Source organism: Enterobacter asburiae (assembly GCF_008080435.1).
Taxonomy (GTDB): Bacteria; Pseudomonadota; Gammaproteobacteria; order Enterobacterales; family Enterobacteriaceae; genus Enterobacter; species Enterobacter asburiae_C.
The window spans coordinates 50,940-67,869 of record NZ_VRKN01000009.1 but is presented as its reverse complement, the minus strand read 5'-3'; the positions used below and the strand labels follow the sequence as shown (position 1 = coordinate 67,869).

The 16,930-nt window shown below is 54.0% G+C and carries 23 protein-coding genes; 1 reads left to right on the top strand and 22 read right to left on the bottom strand.

All coding sequences use genetic code 11. The features are described 5' to 3' along the window. Positions 1 to 23: 23 nt before the first annotated feature. The 14 genes from FU672_RS17105 to FU672_RS17040 all read right to left on the bottom strand — a co-directional run bounded on the left by FU672_RS17105 (position 24) and on the right by FU672_RS17040 (position 11,064). A complete protein-coding gene (locus FU672_RS17105; RefSeq protein WP_016247451.1) occupies positions 24 to 476 on the bottom strand; it encodes a phage tail assembly chaperone in 453 nt (150 codons plus the stop codon). A 3-nt stretch (positions 477 to 479) separates the two neighbouring features. Beyond that, positions 480 to 920, bottom strand: coding sequence for a DUF3277 family protein (locus FU672_RS17100; protein ID WP_000257260.1), 441 nt, complete (start codon positions 918 to 920; stop codon positions 480 to 482). 11 nt (positions 921 to 931) lie between these two features. Then, positions 932 to 2,077, bottom strand: coding sequence for a DUF3383 family protein (locus FU672_RS17095; protein WP_148244149.1), 1,146 nt, complete (start codon positions 2,075 to 2,077; stop codon positions 932 to 934). Between the two features lie 3 nt (positions 2,078 to 2,080). Next, a complete protein-coding gene (locus FU672_RS17090) occupies positions 2,081 to 2,626 on the bottom strand; it encodes a phage neck terminator protein (RefSeq protein ID WP_148244213.1) in 546 nt (181 codons plus the stop codon). Continuing rightward, positions 2,619 to 3,023, bottom strand: a complete 405-nt coding sequence (locus FU672_RS17085) for a head-tail adaptor (protein WP_148244148.1) — start codon at positions 3,021 to 3,023, stop codon at positions 2,619 to 2,621. Before FU672_RS17085 ends, FU672_RS17090 begins: the two co-directional genes overlap by 8 nt. Beyond that, positions 3,023 to 3,529, bottom strand: coding sequence for a hypothetical protein (locus tag FU672_RS17080; RefSeq protein WP_109844761.1), 507 nt, complete (start codon positions 3,527 to 3,529; stop codon positions 3,023 to 3,025). Before FU672_RS17080 ends, FU672_RS17085 begins: the two co-directional genes overlap by 1 nt. Continuing rightward, entirely contained in the window at positions 3,526 to 3,936 is a 411-nt protein-coding gene (locus FU672_RS17075; protein ID WP_032625727.1) for a DUF4054 domain-containing protein, read from the bottom strand. The genes FU672_RS17080 and FU672_RS17075 overlap by 4 nt, the downstream gene beginning before the upstream one ends. After that, positions 3,908 to 4,318, bottom strand: a complete 411-nt coding sequence (locus FU672_RS17070) for an STY1053 family phage-associated protein (protein WP_148244147.1) — start codon at positions 4,316 to 4,318, stop codon at positions 3,908 to 3,910. The genes FU672_RS17075 and FU672_RS17070 overlap by 29 nt, the downstream gene beginning before the upstream one ends. A gap of 44 nt (positions 4,319 to 4,362) precedes the next feature. Continuing rightward, positions 4,363 to 5,310, bottom strand: a complete 948-nt coding sequence (locus tag FU672_RS17065) for a DUF2184 domain-containing protein (protein WP_016247459.1) — start codon at positions 5,308 to 5,310, stop codon at positions 4,363 to 4,365. 11 nt (positions 5,311 to 5,321) lie between these two features. After that, positions 5,322 to 5,825 (bottom strand): structural cement protein Gp24, encoded by a 504-nt coding sequence (locus FU672_RS17060; RefSeq protein ID WP_148244146.1) that lies wholly within the window; start codon positions 5,823 to 5,825, stop codon positions 5,322 to 5,324. An 11-nt stretch (positions 5,826 to 5,836) separates the two neighbouring features. Then, complete coding sequence (locus FU672_RS17055; RefSeq protein WP_148244145.1) at positions 5,837 to 7,111, bottom strand: DUF2213 domain-containing protein; 1,275 nt, start codon at positions 7,109 to 7,111, stop codon at positions 5,837 to 5,839. Positions 7,112 to 7,372: 261 nt separating this feature from the next. Beyond that, on the bottom strand, positions 7,373 to 7,906 hold the full coding sequence (locus FU672_RS17050; RefSeq protein WP_148244212.1) for a phage head morphogenesis protein: 534 nt from the start codon (positions 7,904 to 7,906) through the stop codon (positions 7,373 to 7,375). Positions 7,907 to 7,976: 70 nt separating this feature from the next. Beyond that, complete coding sequence (locus FU672_RS17045) at positions 7,977 to 9,446, bottom strand: DUF1073 domain-containing protein (protein ID WP_148244144.1); 1,470 nt, start codon at positions 9,444 to 9,446, stop codon at positions 7,977 to 7,979. A 1-nt stretch (position 9,447) separates the two neighbouring features. Then, on the bottom strand, positions 9,448 to 11,064 hold the full coding sequence (locus FU672_RS17040; protein WP_148244143.1) for a TerL protein: 1,617 nt from the start codon (positions 11,062 to 11,064) through the stop codon (positions 9,448 to 9,450). 85 nt (positions 11,065 to 11,149) lie between these two features. On the opposite strand from FU672_RS17040, the gene FU672_RS17035 reads away from it, so the two are divergent. After that, complete coding sequence (locus FU672_RS17035; RefSeq protein ID WP_045269837.1) at positions 11,150 to 11,344, top strand: YegP family protein; 195 nt, start codon at positions 11,150 to 11,152, stop codon at positions 11,342 to 11,344. A gap of 237 nt (positions 11,345 to 11,581) precedes the next feature. Here the strand turns inward: FU672_RS17035 and FU672_RS17030 are convergent, their stop codons facing one another. From FU672_RS17030 to FU672_RS16995, 8 genes are all read right to left on the bottom strand, one after another. Continuing rightward, the gene (locus FU672_RS17030) at positions 11,582 to 12,184 is read right to left on the bottom strand and encodes a hypothetical protein (RefSeq protein WP_032625746.1); all 603 of its coding nucleotides are present in this window, start codon (positions 12,182 to 12,184) and stop codon (positions 11,582 to 11,584) included. 244 nt (positions 12,185 to 12,428) lie between these two features. Next, positions 12,429 to 13,436: a tyrosine-type recombinase/integrase gene (locus FU672_RS17025; RefSeq protein WP_148244142.1), complete on the bottom strand. Its 1,008-nt coding sequence runs from the start codon at positions 13,434 to 13,436 to the stop codon at positions 12,429 to 12,431. A 76-nt stretch (positions 13,437 to 13,512) separates the two neighbouring features. Next, entirely contained in the window at positions 13,513 to 14,058 is a 546-nt protein-coding gene (locus tag FU672_RS17020; RefSeq protein WP_047343653.1) for a hypothetical protein, read from the bottom strand. Further along, positions 14,055 to 14,573, bottom strand: coding sequence for a lysozyme (locus tag FU672_RS17015; RefSeq protein WP_047343654.1), 519 nt, complete (start codon positions 14,571 to 14,573; stop codon positions 14,055 to 14,057). The genes FU672_RS17020 and FU672_RS17015 overlap by 4 nt, the downstream gene beginning before the upstream one ends. Continuing rightward, positions 14,563 to 14,880, bottom strand: a complete 318-nt coding sequence (locus FU672_RS17010; protein ID WP_311776069.1) for a hypothetical protein — start codon at positions 14,878 to 14,880, stop codon at positions 14,563 to 14,565. Before FU672_RS17010 ends, FU672_RS17015 begins: the two co-directional genes overlap by 11 nt. Before the next feature lie 42 nt (positions 14,881 to 14,922). After that, positions 14,923 to 15,537: a methyltransferase domain-containing protein gene (locus tag FU672_RS17005; RefSeq protein WP_047343655.1), complete on the bottom strand. Its 615-nt coding sequence runs from the start codon at positions 15,535 to 15,537 to the stop codon at positions 14,923 to 14,925. Then, positions 15,443 to 16,384, bottom strand: a complete 942-nt coding sequence (locus tag FU672_RS17000; RefSeq protein ID WP_072205394.1) for a hypothetical protein — start codon at positions 16,382 to 16,384, stop codon at positions 15,443 to 15,445. The genes FU672_RS17005 and FU672_RS17000 overlap by 95 nt, the downstream gene beginning before the upstream one ends. Next, the gene (locus FU672_RS16995) at positions 16,378 to 16,929 is read right to left on the bottom strand and encodes a motility associated factor glycosyltransferase family protein (RefSeq protein ID WP_148244141.1); all 552 of its coding nucleotides are present in this window, start codon (positions 16,927 to 16,929) and stop codon (positions 16,378 to 16,380) included. Before FU672_RS16995 ends, FU672_RS17000 begins: the two co-directional genes overlap by 7 nt. Between the last annotated feature and the right edge of the window lies 1 nt (position 16,930).

Below are 16,930 nucleotides of genomic sequence, written 5' to 3'. Positions count from 1 at the left end.
CCCGTCAGGCAGGCTGTTGAGGGTTAACCCTGAGGCTGGCCCGGCGTCGCGCTGGTAGGGCTCACGGGCAAAAAATTTCCCAGTGAATCGGCGACCACCCGCGCCACCAGCTGCAGCATGGTCAGCAGGTCGATATCATCGAACATCAGCTGACCGCTGTTGAATACCGGCGTCCATCCGTCCATGTGCTTGCGTGATACCACGGCCAGGCACGGATGAATAATCGCGTTGGTATCTTCTTCAGTCAGGGAAGACAGTTCCTCAGCGATACGCGGGAGCAGGGTTTCAAACACCGGTTTCAGCTGATCGAATTTCACGGTGTCGATTTTGCCATCAGCAGGCAGAAGGGAGCGAATGCTCCCGAAATCTGACATCATGCCCGCCAGCACCGGCAGCAGTTTGCGGGTCACTTTCAGCTGGTCAAAAACGCTGAGTTTTGCCACGCGGTAATCGTGGCCTTTGATTGAGCATTCCATCTGTTAAAACTCTCCGAGAACCTGGTCGATTTTGCCGCAGTCAAACACCCAGGGCATCGTATTACCGGCTTTAGCGTTGGCGTTATCCGGCTGTTTCTGGAACGCCACGCTGCGCGCCGTGATGATGTCACCGCTCACCTTGTTTCGGATCACAATGACGTTGTTTCCCCAGGTACCTGAGGACTGACTCTGCGCGTTGTACGCCAGCGACAGCTTTTTGTTTGTCGGCGAGGTCTTCAGCAGGTTGACGGTTACCGTGCCGCTTTTATCCGCGTGCAGGCTGTGCATCACTTCGCCGTCAGCGCCGATGGTCATGGTATTTTTGGGGCCGCCCATTGCAACGGTGATCCCCTCCTCTGAACTGGCGGAACCGTAGCCCAGATCAATCTCGCCGGTCGGGCCGGAGAGGGACGCCGTGACGTCCATAAAAGAATAAGTAGCCATTCATGTTCTCCTTAGCGAACGACGTTGATCTGAACATCAGCGAAATGAACCGCGCCAGCCAGCTTACAGGCCACCTGAATAACCGGTGCCTTACGTGCTTCACGGTCTGCCTGCGCCTGCTCTGAAATCGGCTGCGCGTAGACGTAATAGCCTTTTGTCAGCGTGTCGCCGGAATCCAGCTGCCCAATCGGGCCACCGTTCCATACGCCAGCAGCCACCAGCCCGTTCGTGACTGACTGATCCATTGATTTCTCAACGTTAGAAAGGAGGCGCGTAACACCTGCATCAGTCTGTGGGACTTTGGTTGTGCTGGTGTAGAGCAGGTTATACAGGTTGGTCTGAACGTAGTTCTGCAGCCAGTCGAGCCCGTGGCGCTCATCGAAGAAATCGCCGCTGGACATGACGCCCTGCTGCAGGATTGCCGTATCGTTTTCGTAATACACGTAGACGTTACAGTTTTTGGTATCCAGCGCCTTAGCCTGGCTGAGATCCAGTGTCTCGTAGGTGATACCCGGCTCCTGCTTGAATTTCAGGGTAATGGTCGTGTTACTGCCGTTGAAATTCACCGTAAACGCCCGGCCAAACGCAGAAAGCGCGGCGTACTTGCTGCTGGTGGAATACTGCACAAACGTGCGACCGTATTTTGCCGCCTTCAGCTTATAGGCGAGATCGGTTGTGGATGTCGTGTTAATCGCTTCCGGGTCTTGAGTGGTAATTGCCAGAATTCGACTGAGGCTGGAAGCTTCAATCGCGGCGGCCACACTCAGCCAGTCGGCATCGTCGATCTCTTCATCATCGGCTACGCCCAGACCGTACCAGCTCGTGTAATTCAGTACAGCGTTCACGGCCTGCAGCAGCGTTTCCGTCGAACCGCTTTCAGCCGATACCAGCGTTTTAGCCCAGCGACCGACATACACCTGCTGAGGTTTCGGTGACTGTGAGAAATACACGGTCGCGGCTTCATATTCCGGGCTATCCACGCCGAAATCTGTGCCGATATCTTCCGAGGATGAGTAGAGGCGAATGCGCTCAGAAACCGGGATAACCGTCGAGCTCCCGAGAATGAGCAGTGAACCAAAGTTTCGACCAGTAGCCGCACGCGGCCCAATGATCACGTCGACATTAACGACGTTAGATACAGGTAATCCCTGCGGCATAATTTAGTCTCCGAAAAATGAGACGGGCGCATCTTGCAGCGTCCGGACGTTGTAGGTACGAATGTTTTTGCGGGACAGCGTGATGGTGAGGTCGTAGCGCCTCACCCACTGGTTATTAATGAGCTCGGGCAGCTTGTAGATAGTCCCGGCCTCCACCAGCGAAAGCCCCGAGCGATTCAGCTCGGCGTTGTTTTGCTCGACGAATATCCCGGCTCGGAAAGTTGATGCAGTATTGGCACCCAGAGGGCCATAGAAGCAGCAAATCACCGTTACCTGTTCCCACGTCCATTGCTCGGACTGTTCTTCCGAAACCTGAACATCGGACTGGCTTAACGGCTGGGGAACGGTAGTGATACCGAAGCCGCACCACGTTACCCCGTTGTTGGGGATCTGCGGCTGCGGGTCAGTCAATCGGGGGAAAACAAGCGCGGCCGGCAAGCCAGAAACACCGCGAATCCACCGACTGATTTCACGCTCCAGCGCCTCGTCATACTGGGGGCTATCCCCGACAGGCGTCAGATAACCGCGCGCGGTGCTGTCGTTACTCAACTGGCGTCCCTCCGTTAAAGTCCACCAGCTCACAATGTGCCTGGACGAATCCAGCACCGTAACTGGTGTACGGGTCGACGAACGTCACTCGATAGTCGCGTCCGTTATAGCTCACGATATCGGCATCAAGTCGCGGGGCGCTGTCTGTACCGGGCTGGCCCTGGGTTAATCTGAACTGCGTCACGATGAGGATCGCGCCACTGATGTTCTGGCCAGCCTCCATTCGCCTGGCTTCCAGAGAACGGTCAACCGTCACCACGCCAGAGAATGGGATATCCTGAGCTGTGTTTTTCGTGAAATTGTCCTCATCTACCGTCTGAACCTGCCGGTGACAAACCAGACTGGTGTCCATGAAGTCGGGATCAAGAAGAACATCGCTCACATCGAGAAGAGGCATTATTTTTTCCTCACGACGTAGTTAATTGAGCGCAACAGGTAACCGTGGGCATACAGCGGCTTTTCGCCGGGAATGCCCTCGGCCCGTCTGCGTTCGAGGGTTTTCTCAGAAAGCGGGTGCAATCTGTCGCCAGCTCCGATAACGGCTTTTGCAGCGTCACGGGCAATCTGTCCGGCGCTTTCCAGCTCACGCATTGCTGCTTCAGTCTGCCCCTCCAGCGCGGCGGTTGCCGCTGCCTTGAGGTGTGCAGTGGTTCGGGGTTTTGAATCCTCGATCCCCATATCCAGAAAAGGACGTGGGGGAAGCGTGACCGTTGTACCGTCGATTTCCACCGTTGCACCCGTCGAGTGGAGGTAGCCCAGTTCCGCGTTATTAATCGGGGAGCCATCCTCACGCCCTGCCTTGTCCTCAGGTATTCCCACCAGCACATCCATTCCGGATAGCTGCCGGAGGGATTCCAGAACAGCCACGGCGTTGTCAGCGCGAACCGTCAACCCGCTTTTCATAGCAGCTGCCTGCCACCAGCGCCGAACATCGACCACCACCAGTAGAACTCGCGCCCGTAGGCGGTACTGTTCCAGAAACCGGCATCCGGGTTAATTACTCCGGACACGTCATAGCTCACTGAAACCTTATCCACTGATTTAGAGGACACGACACCTGCTGCGCCGTTGCTGTTCACACCACCAGCGGCAGCGGCGGCCAGCGTGCGGCCGCGCAGCTCCGTATAGTGAGCCGTGAATAGTTCGGCCAGGTAGACGAACTGATCGCCCTGTACGTCCTGATTCAGAATCGAATCGGCCTGCCCCAGATAGAAATTCACTGAGGGGTCAGGGTAGCGGGTTGTATCGGCGAACTCGGGAAAGTCGGTGCGGAACTGCTCGTTAGTCGGAAGCCTGCTGTTTTTTGGCATTTTTCGCGTCCCCGCCGGTGTTATCGGTTTTGTTCGCGCTGTCGGCAGGTTTACCGCCTGCTGGTGCCTGAGCGGCTGCCAGCTGCGCTTTCAGGTCTGTGTTTTCATTCCCCAGCGCGGTAATGGTTTTTTCATGCTCAGCCAGCTGCGCTTTCAGGGTGTTATTTTCTTCTGCCAGGAGAACAAGGCTCGCGGAAAGGTCTTCATTGCTCTGCTCGTTCGCCAGGTCGGCTTCGTCAATCGGGCGCGCATAGGCTTTAAAGGCCCAGTGGTCCTTAACTTCTTTCGGGAAAGAGGAACTGTCGTGGATGCCCTGAGACAGCTCAAATTTAGAACCGTCGGCAAAGCTGAGAGTAGCGCCACCGGAAACAACGTATTTCATGTTTTTGCTCCATAAAAAAGGCGGGTTTCCCCGCCTGTTTCAGGTTAAGACGCCGGAACGTCCAGGTAAGAGATCGTATTGGAATACGGGGTTTCCACCTGGCCCAGCTTGCCGTAGTAAGTGGTCAACTGCTGCAGGCCGCGATATTCCAGCGGCGTGTTCAGCAGAGGGACCATTGGGAAGCGAACGTATTTTTCGTCCTGGGTGTAAGCAACGATACGATGCGCGCCACCAGCGCCACGCTTGGAGGCCCACTTCATGGAGACGATCTCCAGTGGTGTGCCGTTTTCCTGGAACGCGATGGTGTTAATCTTCACGTATTCCAGCACGGAGATATTCCCTGCAGAGGAAACCTTTTTGCTCGCCAGCAGGCCGAACAGCTCCGGTGCCAGGCCGATTTTTGCCGGGCAGACCGCATAACCAGAACGAACCCAGCCATCAGACAGCACCAGGTTGATATCCTGGACAATCACATCCGGATCGGTGGTTGCGGTCCACGCTGCAGCTGCAGCAACAGGAGTAACATCCGGCAGGTTCAGCAGGCCAGCAACGCCGAGCTCGTTATCACCGATATAAACCTGTTCGTCGGTGTCCATGTTCCACTTCAGCTTCATGCCTTCGTATTTCTGGACATCAACCGGACGGCCCAGTTTCTGGGCAGAAGCCAGTTCCGGTACCGTCCAGCTGATTTCTTGCCCCCACAAGGTGAGGTTGTTACGGGTAGGCTGAATATCGAGTTCGATACCAGGAATGGCAGTCGCTTTTTTACCGATCCAGTTTTTACCGTTAGGGTTTGGACCACCAACGCCGACGAAATCGGTGTTAGTGAAGGATGACACTTCATCAGCGATAGAAATATCGCTGCGCAGCGGCATGTCGCGTGACCATTTGTAGGACACTAAAGGCATGTTCAGCGTCTGATCCATGCGCTCCAGTTCGCCGACGAGAAACGCGCCGGTGGAGTCGATGGTCGCTCTGTCAATTGTAAACATTAATTATTCCCTCAGATGTTATAAGCGATTTCAATACGGCCGTCGGCTTCACCCGGCCCCATGACCTCTGCATTTGGCAGCTGAGGTGTATTTGATGCGGTAGAGTCCGGAGACAGCACAAAGGAGCCAATCGGGCTTTGAGTGGTGCCACCAGCCACGCGAACGTAAACCGGATCGCCCTTTTTCGCGGTCGCCGCGTTGCCTGCGGTAGCAGTTACGCAGATGTAACCACGTTTCAGGTTGTCACCAACCTGATTAGCCGTCACACCGATGTAAGCAAGGTCCAGAGCAGAGGTGATCGGGAACGGACGAACCAGAATCCCTTTCACTTTGCTGATGGTGTCGCCAGATTCCAGCGGAACGAATTTATCGTTCACGTATTTACCAACCAGCCCGTAGGACGCGAACTGCTTCGTGTGGTCCAGGCTAACCGGCTCGATGGTGAGATCACGAGGACGGGTAACGCCCCCGGCAATGCCCAGGGGCATGCGCGTTAAATATGCAGTACCTGCCATGATGATTTACCTTATTTGTTTTTTGCCCAGAATTCGGCGTTGACCTTGTTCAGCTCTGCCGGGGAAAGGTGCTTAGTGCTGATTCCGCTGTCCGTGGTGCGGGTAATGTTGTTCAGCGGGGTCAGCTGATTTTTCGCCTTATGCAGCGCCACAGCGGCAGTAAACACCGCGTCGACCGTAGCCTTTGGCGCTTTGTAGAAATCATCCACGCCGAACGATTTCAGGCTGTCGCCGGTGCGCATTGCATGATTCAGCACCTGACGCTTCAGACTCTTATCACCAGCAGGCTGGAAGCCAGGGCAGATAATTTCCGCATCGGCGATCAGGTTGCGCTTAAAGGCTGCGTCGCCCGTCACTTTGCGGTTTTCTTCTTCGTCTTCGTCGGTGGTCATGTTGCCGGGGTCCGGATCGCCGTCGGTGGTTTTACCCTCCAGCTTTTCCAGACGAGTCAGCAACGCTTTCGCCCAGGCTGGAATTTCTTCATCGCCCGTGCCGGTTTTGTCTTTGTTAGGATCGCCTTCGTCCGTTGTGGTGGTGCGATTGCCTTCAGGCAAGGCGGTGGCCTGTGAAGGAATGTTGATGGTGATAGAGGAACCGGGGATTGAAGGCATGCCATCAGACGGCATATCCGGCGCTTCGTCGATGAGTTTTGCCAGCGCATCCTCATCTTTCGTCTTAATGGCCTGAGCCAGTTTTTTAAGCCATGACATTACAGGCTTCTCCTTTGTTGTTGATGGGATGGAATCCCCGATTGCACAGCGGCCACCAGCACGCCCCCGGTCGATGCCGACAGCGAGGTGGTTACCTGTGATTTGGTATTGCTTGCCTTTGCCGGGTGCCAGCTGCTTGTACTGCGCGTCATAGCCACAGCTGACATCGGTCAGGCCAGAATTCACCGCGTCGATTGCTTCCTGCCGTTTAATCAGCACGTCAGCAATGAGCAGATCCGATTTATCGCCGGTGCCGCGCCGGACGTTCTGAATGTGTCCGTGCGCTAGCTCTGCGAAGTTAGAAGGGTTCACGAAAACGATGTTGCCCAGACTGTCCTCTGGATGCCCCAGCGTGACGGCTACGCCCTCAAAGCTCGCCATCGTCTCAGGGGAAAACACCTCGTCTTCTGTTCGCCAGACTGTCACCGTGCCGGTGCCGTCCGGTTCGAGGTCGATTTCCTCAGGTAAATAGACCTGCGTCCCTGTGCGTGCGATCGGCACGTCTTTACACAGCAGAGAGCCGTCCGCCTGCAGATAGCGCGTTTCGCCCAGGCGTGTAGTGAAGAAATATTTCATGGGTTACCTGCTCGATTACGGACAACAAAAAGGCCGCCCGGAGGCGACCTTGTGAGATGGGAAAAATGCTCAAAATATCGGGCTATTTAACATAAGGGTTCTTACACGTACCGACAAAAATGGACTCGATTAAAATGTCCCCTTTAAGCCGTAAAAGTAGCGGTTATCTGGCCTGAAAATGGAGATTTTGAAACACAACATTTTCATAACATTTCGCGGGTATTGCCGTTCGTCTGAAATACCAACCTAAAGCCGTATTTTTCATTTTCTCGGCGGTGGAATCTGGACTTCCGGCCAGCATTCGCAGTTCGGCAGGCAGCCAGCATGACCTGTCATACCGTCCAGCGTCGGCGGGTTATCCCAGCGCACAAATTTATCCTTCATACCTCGATGAGATTTGCGCGTGCCAGCACCGTGGATGCGCCACCAGTAACCCTCGGAGCCGACCGACAGCGCTCGGGCCTGCGTCAGCGCGCCGGTAGCTCGTCCAATCTCTGTACGGGCAATCAGCTGCGCCCTGCTGGCGGCCACGTCACCGGAGGCCATGATCATCTCGTAGAGCTCGTCCGGACGTTCGCCAGTGATAACCGCCTGCATTGCTCGCTGTTGTATGTCCATCACGCGATCGGCTGCTTCCAGCGGCAGGGACTTCATCAGCTGAATCTGGCGATACACGATATCCTGCGCCACCTGACCGACGGGGGTATTACCCACCACATCGCGCAGGCCAGCGCCGATTTCCTCTGATACCGATTTCCACAGGTTCCATTCCTCCTGCTCGACCTGGGCAAACATCCTTCGCCCGACCTGTTCTGCCCAGTCGCTGATTACCTCGGAATAGTCCACCAGCGTTTTCGAAATGCTGTCAGCGCTGGCCTGTGAACCGTCGTAGGTACCATCGACGATCTGCCCTATCTGGTTTGCTATCGCCAACAGGCTTTTTCGATACTGGATCTCCGAACGGCGGCGGAGGGATGGTTTCAGGTTCATCCTCCTCCCACTGGGCCTTCGCATCTTCTATGTCCTCGTCAGTGATAGAACCACCGATCCCAATCACATCAGAAATGTTCCTGAGATCGTTAAGCGCGGCTGCCGGAGGCATTCCGAGGTCACGAACGGCGGTACCGAGTGCAGTAACCACATTGTTCGCCATCGTTGCGCGGTCCACGTCTGACATCTCCCAGAGCTTGTTAAACTCGAAAGTAAAATCGTCAGGCAGTGGTTCACCGAACAGAGAACGCCAGGAGATATCGAGCAGCCAGCGGATATGACGGCGTAAGCGTCTCTCCTGCAGCGAGTTAACCCGGCTGTAGTAGTTTTCCAGATCGCCGTCGCCGGTATTGAAACCTGCAGGGGACTGCCCGAACAGACGGACGAGAGGAATTCCCGTCGCGCCAGAAACCTGCTCAGCGAAGCGCAGGAGGACATCCGCGATACCGGCGAACGTATAGCTGTGAGTCTCGAATTTATCCCTTGAGTCCATCATGGTCATGCCTTCGATGGTCTGAAACTCACGAATCATGTCCATGTGCTTCATCAGCGACTTTTCCAGATCACCGCCTTTGGCAAGGATGTCACGAAGCTTTTCAATGCTGTAGGTTCGCAGATGCGCTTTGTGGATCAGCTGTGTGGTGCCGACGGTCGCAGTATCAAACGCCTCAATACGCTCGAAAATACGCTCCACGACAGACATCCCCCAGCCATTTTCCGTCTGGGCCTGCTGGAAAGGAAGCGTATCGCCCTCCATGCGGATAACGCGGCTATGGTGGATCTTCCAGGGGGGAATCCCCTGCTGGTTCGTGATTACCTTGTAATATTTCGGTTTCCCAAAATCGGGACCGTAATCGGTAACGAGATCGTAATAACTCGGGTTAACCATCCAGCGGTCAAGGCTCATCACGCCCTTAAACTGCCCCTCTTTGATGCGATCCAGTTTCAGCGGGGAGGACATATCCTGCCCTTCAAGCAGGACCACTAGCACCGCGCCACCGTACAATCGTGACCATTTGAGGTTATCGTTAAGACCATCCCATATAGCGAGCTCATCCCAGAAGGTTTCGAGCTTGCCCTTTTGTCCGGGTTTCAGCTTTGAGCTGATGTTAATCCCCTTGCGGGTCATATCATCAGCCATCGCGTCCACACCGGCACCAACGAGGAACGATGAACGATACGCAAACTCCAGCATCACCCTGTTACGGCTGATGTACCCAGGCATGTACATTCCGCCCGTCTGTATGTTTCTGGTGTCGCTGCCAAGTTTGGCCGTGAAATTGTTGTACCCGTCAGATGTCCTAACGGGCTGCTGTGCGCCGTTCTGGCGTTTCTTTCGGGACATGTCACGCTCCGGCCAGTTTGGCCCAGGTATCAAGAGAGGAATCCATCGGCGCGTAATTAATCATTACGGCGTCTGCAAGGTTCGGCGATTTTGTGCCTTCCGGCTGTTTATCCACGAGGATTTTACCGACGGCGTTTTTCGACCACGTAGGCTGTGAAAGCTCCATCAGCAGGCGGTCAATATTTTCTATCTCGCTGCTTATCGAAATTATTTCGTCGGGGTTGTAGTCCATCCCGTTCAGCGCGCGGAAGGTGTTACGAAACAGCTTGCGAAGATGCCACCAGCTCTGTGCTTTCGCGTTCGCGAAGAAGTCTTTATTCAGGCGCGCCGCTTTACCGTTATCACCAGGAACGGCTTCATCTTCCGGATCGAATACGCTACCGCTACCACGGAAAGGCGTAGCTGTGATTGTTCCCCGGCCTTCAGCCTGCCTGAGTTCGTTTATCACGCGAGCATCACCACGCGCACCCGCACCCAGACCGTCCTCATCGAAGCGGAACTCATCCAGACCGTAATCGTCACAGTAACCAAACGATTTAACGACAGAAGCGTAGATGTCGCTGCCAATGCCAGACCATTCGTGAACGTTCTGCAGAAGGAAGCCATAGCGGCAAGAAAAGCCGTTTTTGTCTTTCCCTTCGTCTGCGATATCCATTGCGCCAAGGCGCTGGCCGCTGGGCTGAATACCCAGTTTGATATGCGCGTCGACGGAAGCCTGCACCCATTCAGAAGGAATGAGAATCCCCTCTGTGGATGCGCTGTAGTTCAGGTCCAGCTCCTGAGCAACGATAATCGGATCATCAATTTTCAGACATTCGTTGCGGTACCACTCATCATCCTTGCGCGGGTCGCCGCGCCAGTGGAACGTAAACACCGGGATATTTCCGCTGTGGCGCTTACGGGCAAACGGGTTATTCATGCCGTTGACGGATGAGAGGTCTATACGGCAGCGGGTCGTCTGAGAGAGCGCAGCATCGATGAGTAATGGCCGTTTGAGGAATGCCGACTCATCCACGAAATAAAGTGTGGTACGGTCACCACGGCCAATGTTATCGCCAGCCTCTCCCTTAATGACCGCGCCCGTTTCCGGGAACTCCACGCGCATGTAAGGAGCATGTTTTTTGTCACTCCATGAACCGCGAAACTCTACCGGCAGCAGCTCGACAAACTTACGCGCTTTCCAGAACAGTGCTTTCGGGTCGCCGGTACTGTCGACATATTCCTCTTTACGGGAACCGAACCCGATCACCATTTCTTTGTTGAACAGGCAAAGCGAACAGGCCAGACCGATAGAGGTCCAGCTCAGCCCCATTTCGCGGCTTTTTTCTGTCAGTCCATGCTCAAGACTGGCGCGCCTGTCCATGATCCAGTTAATCCATTCCTCCTGGCGGGGGAACAGCAAAAACGGGATGGTCGCAGGCAGGCCATAGTCGAGGTTACGCGGGTCCGTCGTCATACCCCAGTCGATGATGAACTGGGCCGGGTTAGTGCGGTAGAACTCACGGAGCGCCGGAAGCATTTCAGGCGCTTTCCTGATCCGCTCCAGCCTCTCCATTCTCCACTCAAACACGGCGGTATAGTCCGGTTTGCGGAAGTCAAATGGGAACGGCAACGGCATAATTTTGATCCGGTAGTGATTTTTATTTCTTCAATACTTCCATACTGATTTAGCCGTCGACCGACGGTTCAACAGGAAATATGAAATGGGATATTTTGAACTCAAGAAAAGCGGTAACACCCTGCTTAGCCAGAAATACTTCTTTGTTCTCAAAGCGGCTAATGGCGAAACTATCGCTCAGAGTGAAATGTACTCAAGCAAACAAGCTGCATTAAACGGGATTCAGTCAGTCAAGACCAACGCCCCAACGGCCCCAGTTCGCGATAACTCTGGTTTTTAAGCTCGTGTTTTCCTCAGGGGCAGGCACGCCCCTTTTACAAGCTAATTTCATCAAAAACGCTCCGATTTAACATAATGGTCGTTACCCGCACTGGCGCAACAGCACCCATCACGCAAACGGCGTGAAGCCTCTGTTTTGAACAGAAAAGTGGTCAAATCGGGATGAATAAAACGTGCATAAAACGGGTCAAAAAGTGCATAGCGTTTTTACGGTTCGAAACGCCTGTTTTTGCAATTTTCAGCCCAGGTATTTTTTGTAGATATCGGCTGCTTCCTGCGGGGTCAGGTTCGCCGCGTCGGCTTTGGCTGCCTCGTCCATATTGTTGAACGGTTCGAAAATTTTCGGTGCTCCCAGCTCCATAAGCAGGGTTGCCGGAACTTTCACTCCCTCAGCCTCAAGCAGCTGCGCCGCCTCCAGCGCGGAGTATTTCCCGGCTACCTTATGTTTCATCACCTCGCGAAGCACATCACGCTGACGTTCTTCCTCGCTATAGACGCTGGTACCAAGACCGAGCACCTTTGAGAAAACAGCAATATCGTTGTGCGTGGGCAGCACATCTTCAATCGTGGTTTTCACACCATCCGGCGATGTGGTGACAACCTTCCGTTTACGAACGTCCAGGCTCTTACCGGCGACGCGGTTTATTTTCTCTCTGAGAGCTTCGCGAGCCTCAGTGAAAGCGCGCTCAAACTCGATATTCTCTTTACGCCAGCGACGGATCGTCGTCTCGTCCACACCTAAGCGCTGAGCAACCATCCGATTGCTGATTTTGCTACGGGCTAATGCCATGTCCATAACGATACCGACGTAGGCTTTTCTGAAGCTTTTTTTAGGAGCCATACTTCCGCCTAAGTCAATGTGATTATTTTTTGTTCAAAATCCAATTTCTCCGATCCGGGTGCGGCGTATCACGCGGTAAATTCTGGCGTGCAGGCCGCGTCCTCTCTGGTGCCAAGTGCGGCATATCAGAGGGGGTAAAAATGCGGCATATCCTTTTTTTCGGGAAAACTGCGATTTGATGCCCGGAGGCCGCGCAGAATGGGGAGATAGTGGATCGCCCTAATATTTCCACTATGTGGATAACTCAGTCGTCCAAATCCATTTCCACCACTTCACCGAAAAGGTGACCGTAAACGTCCATTGTGGTTTTGATGTTCGAATGCCCAATAAGTCGGGAAACCTTCAGAATATCGACGCCTTTGTTTGCCAGGCGAGATACAGCAAAGTGGCGAAGATGATGGAATCGCTTAATGCCATAGTCGTTCAGGGTTCTGATGAGAACCCCCTGAGTGCCGTAGCTGGTAGCGAGGCATGCGCCGGTAAACTGGTTGCAGATAAGAGGCTCAGAGGTACCGAGTTTACTTTTATCCAGCAACGCGAAAAGCTCACGCGGCATCCTTACCCGGCGCTCCACACCTCTTTTCAGCCCCTCATGTATAACGCCGTCAACAACATGCCCCCGGATGTCGATCCAGTCGGCTGACACGTCGTTATAAGTAACCGCCAGAGCCTCACCGATGCGCAGGCCACAAATCCCGAGCCAGCACGCGATACGCTCACGAACTGGCGCGTTATTCAGTAGCTCCCTGACCGATGATGATGGCGGTATGGTGATGGGTCGACGCTTCCGGCGCGCGGGACGGTCAACAGGGTTAAAAGTGATGAGCCGCTTTTCCACCAGCAGGAAGAAAGCCGAACGAATCCAGCGATGGCAGCCGGTGCGAACCGAATCAACGATATCGCGATGGCTGATATGGAGAATATTTTTTTCCAGTATCGGCCCGTCTACAGCGAGTAGATCGTGACGGCATTTCGTATATGACGACAACCGAATGATATTTTTTTCCAGCTTGCCGGCCTGATACCCCAGATAAAACAGAATTAATTTTCGGAAAGTCCAGGAATGGTCTATTCCGGTCCAGCTGGCAGTTCGACAATCCAGCTCGATATTCTGTTTTTGCCAGAAAAGATGTGCGGCATCATCAATATTCTTAAAAATGCGGCGGCGTCCATGACCGGATTTTTCATCCTTCCAGTGGACGTAATATTTTGATTGTCCAATGGCATCAGTGGATTCTTTTATCGAAGCCATGCTGAACAATCCTCACTCAAAAAACATTATCAAAGCCACTCAGTGAATGGCTTTTGTAATGTCATGCTGGCAATAATCATTGCCTGTCCTTCTCGATCTGGCGTATTCCAGCCAGCTGATTATTCGCTTTTTCGATAGCGGCCAGCAGCGGCTTGATCCAGAGAACAGCCTGGCAATAGGTCAGCGCGCTGGCGGTAGTGGTGCTATCACCGGCTGCGTCAGCGTTCCCGGAATCGGTGAGCATTGCGCTGGCACGTAAACTGTTCGCGTAGCTGAGCAGCCCACCAGCGACATCAGCAGGAACAGGCAGATCGCAGGTCTTTTCACGGCGGAGGATCTCCCGGTATTGGATAACAGTTTTATCGGTACTGGCATCAATCAGTGAGTTAAGCCGGCTGGCGTTATCGGCCACCTGGTTAAACCGGTTGAAATTGAAAGCCTGAGCAGCGATAACCGTCCCCTGCAGGGTGTTGTCACTGCGCAGAACGTCGTTATCACTCTTCAGCGTAGCGACGTCAGATCGACTGTTTGCCAGCAGGATGCACAACACCGCAATAATAATCACCACGGCCACCAGCGCTATCGAACGCCATGCGGCTTTGATATCCGCAAAGGTGATCATTTCAGACCGTCCAAGCAGAGAGCCTCTTCTTTACCTGCGCGAGTAACCAGCCCAGGAAGAACCCGACCGCCACCGTAAACCCAACGAGGGAATTGGTAGCACGCCGCCTTAAGGTCACCTTTTCGAAAAAGCGAGAACATTGTCGAGCTCCGCATATTGCCGCACCCGGCGCGGAAAGTGACCGATACTACAGCGCTGAAAGTATCATCAGACAGATTTCTGCCATTGGCATACCGATTAACGCATGATTCAGCATCGAGTATATTTTTTTCCCATTCCGCCGCGATCTGCTGGTCGTTTTTAACTGTGCCGGGTTTAACGCCGTGGGTGTTTCCCATGCCATCGGTGAGCACACCAGCGGGGCAAACATAAGGATCACGACGACATGACTCCGCGTTACCGATGAGCTCAAGTCCGCGCTCATTGGTTCGAACATGCCCGTTACCGAGCACTATCGCGATGATCGCAGCAACTGAACAAACAATACCCGCAGCACCTGCCTTTTTATTTTGCATTTGCGTTTATCCTGTTAATGGCATCTGTAACAACCTTGACGCTTGCCGGACGATCCGCAGGAGGTAGCTTTCGGGCATCATCAAAATATTTTTCCAGCAACTGAGTGCGGCGCTGGTCCTCTTTATGGAGTTTTCTGGCGTCAAGCCGACCGGATATAAAAGAGGCCAGAGAAAGAAGTACGCCAATCAGACCGAAAAACATGAAAACCATGTCCTGGGTTGAAAATCCCAGAGCCGCTGATACAGCTGCCAGCCACGCGAAAAACTGGGTAATTACATTACCTGACTGGTCATTCATACGATGCATTCCACACCTCCGGGTCCGGGGTGCTGTGTGTTAAAAAAGAAGTTAAATTTTGCGGAAAGCGTACGACGCGACGCCTTTACGCCCTAACTGGCATTCGATTGTGTTTTGCTCTGCGCAGGTGAAGCCCTGCTCTGCAAACCAGCGCCTGATACCTTCATCAGTGAAATACCAGATGTGCTCGTTCTTTCTGAAATGATGGGAGCGGAGAATGTCTCCGGCATCAGTGAAAATCGGGATCGACAAGAACACGTACTCGCTGGCCTGCTGTACCGCCAGTTCCGGCTCGTCAATGTGCTCCAGTACATCCCACATCGTAAGAGCTCGCCACTTGTTGGCGTAGAGGTCAGCGAATGCGCCCCGCTCGTTCAGCCAGGCGATACCAGCCGGATTAACGTCATACCCAAGCGTTCCCGGTCGGGTAGCGACGAACTGACCAGCGCCGATACCAACGTCGAGAACAGGGCCGTGAAAATGGCGCTCCACCAGTTCAATACGGGATTGCGTTAAAGCTCTGCCCGTTTCGGTGTCAGCCAGCTGCTGATACTTTGCGAAATACTGCTCGTCATACGGGCGTGATGCCGGAACGGGATAGCGTCCGATCCCGAGCTCCGGTAGAAATACCAGCCCGCTTTCCAGTTCCTGATAAAACGACTTCATGGAGCCAGGCCTCGAATTTATCGGAGAAATTTGAAATCCGCTTGTCGCAGTGGTGATCCCATGCTTCACAGCGGCAGTAATTGTCGGGAATAGCCCAGCCAACCCGGGAGAGGTCCATCGCCGGATCGGTTACGATTTCCGGTGCATTGTGGCCGCCTCTCCCACCAGCGACGACGTACACTGGCGTTTTATAGGCAATAGCAGCAGGAAGCGCCCAGCCCACCGGCGTAACCACCACGGCGGCATGCTCAATAAGGCGCATCAGTGATTTGAAGTTGAGCTGGCCGGAGTGCATACGCAGATCTGCTTCGGGAAGTTCACCGACTGACCACTCCTCCCCCTCCTGCAGGTCAGCCACACTGATTACGCAAAAATGCTTTCTCAGTAATCGGGATGCCTGAAGTAGGTAATCTGGATCAGGATTACGGGAATCACTGCGCCATTCACTGCGAACAGTTGCCGGACGAATTACCGCGATCGGCTTTTCAGACGTAAATTCAGCGGGTCCGTAAGAGGGCAAATCAAGTTCAGACGGCTCGGTGCCAAACTGCTGGCGCATCGCGTCAAATATTGAACCGCGCCGAAGATGATCCGGACCGTAGAAAATCCGTTTTGTCTGGCGCATATCTGGCGGCAGGTGAAAAGCGGCCTGCGTCCGGTACTCGTTTTTTCGCTGCGTGCGGAGCGTTGTAAAACTGCGAACGGGCAGAACGGGCAAATCTTCGTACAGTTCGGGCCAGGCTGTCCGGATATAAGTACCAGCGGGCAACTGCTTAACGAAAGCACGCTGGTAGATGTTGTCACCCATGCCCAGCATGCCTTCAATGAATAGAGGGACGTTTAACATGCTACCTCGCGTAAAGCCTCATTGAGGCCGAGACGCCGGAAGCACTTAAGCGCTGTCTGGCGGCTACTGTTGATAATATTCACCTTACCGGTCAGCGCTCTGGCGGTATTGGCAAACTCCCCGCGCCATCGCGTAACACTCTCAGCTGTAGGGTTATCCAGTCCGACGTGATCACCATGCCAGTGACTACCGCCATTAATGGAGCAGTCAAACCCTAACAGGATGATGTTTTTCGCCCCCTGGCTGGCAGCAAACAGAATTGAGCGCTGCCCGGAGTTGAAGGCCCACCGGGTGTCTGTATCAAACAGATTTAGCCCATAGCGTTTATGAGCCCGGTAATTACAGGTCCAGCGAGAGGCGGAGGACGGCAGAACATCGATGTTTGCATCCCACCAGCGCAGATCACCCGCGTAAATGTATTCACAATCAGGCACGGCTCGCCAGGTGGAGTTAACAGCAATAACCGGCAGCCCCGATCCGGAGATCAGTTGGCAATCTGATTTATTGAGAGACGGGCCGGACGCACAAATGATGAATGTATTCATT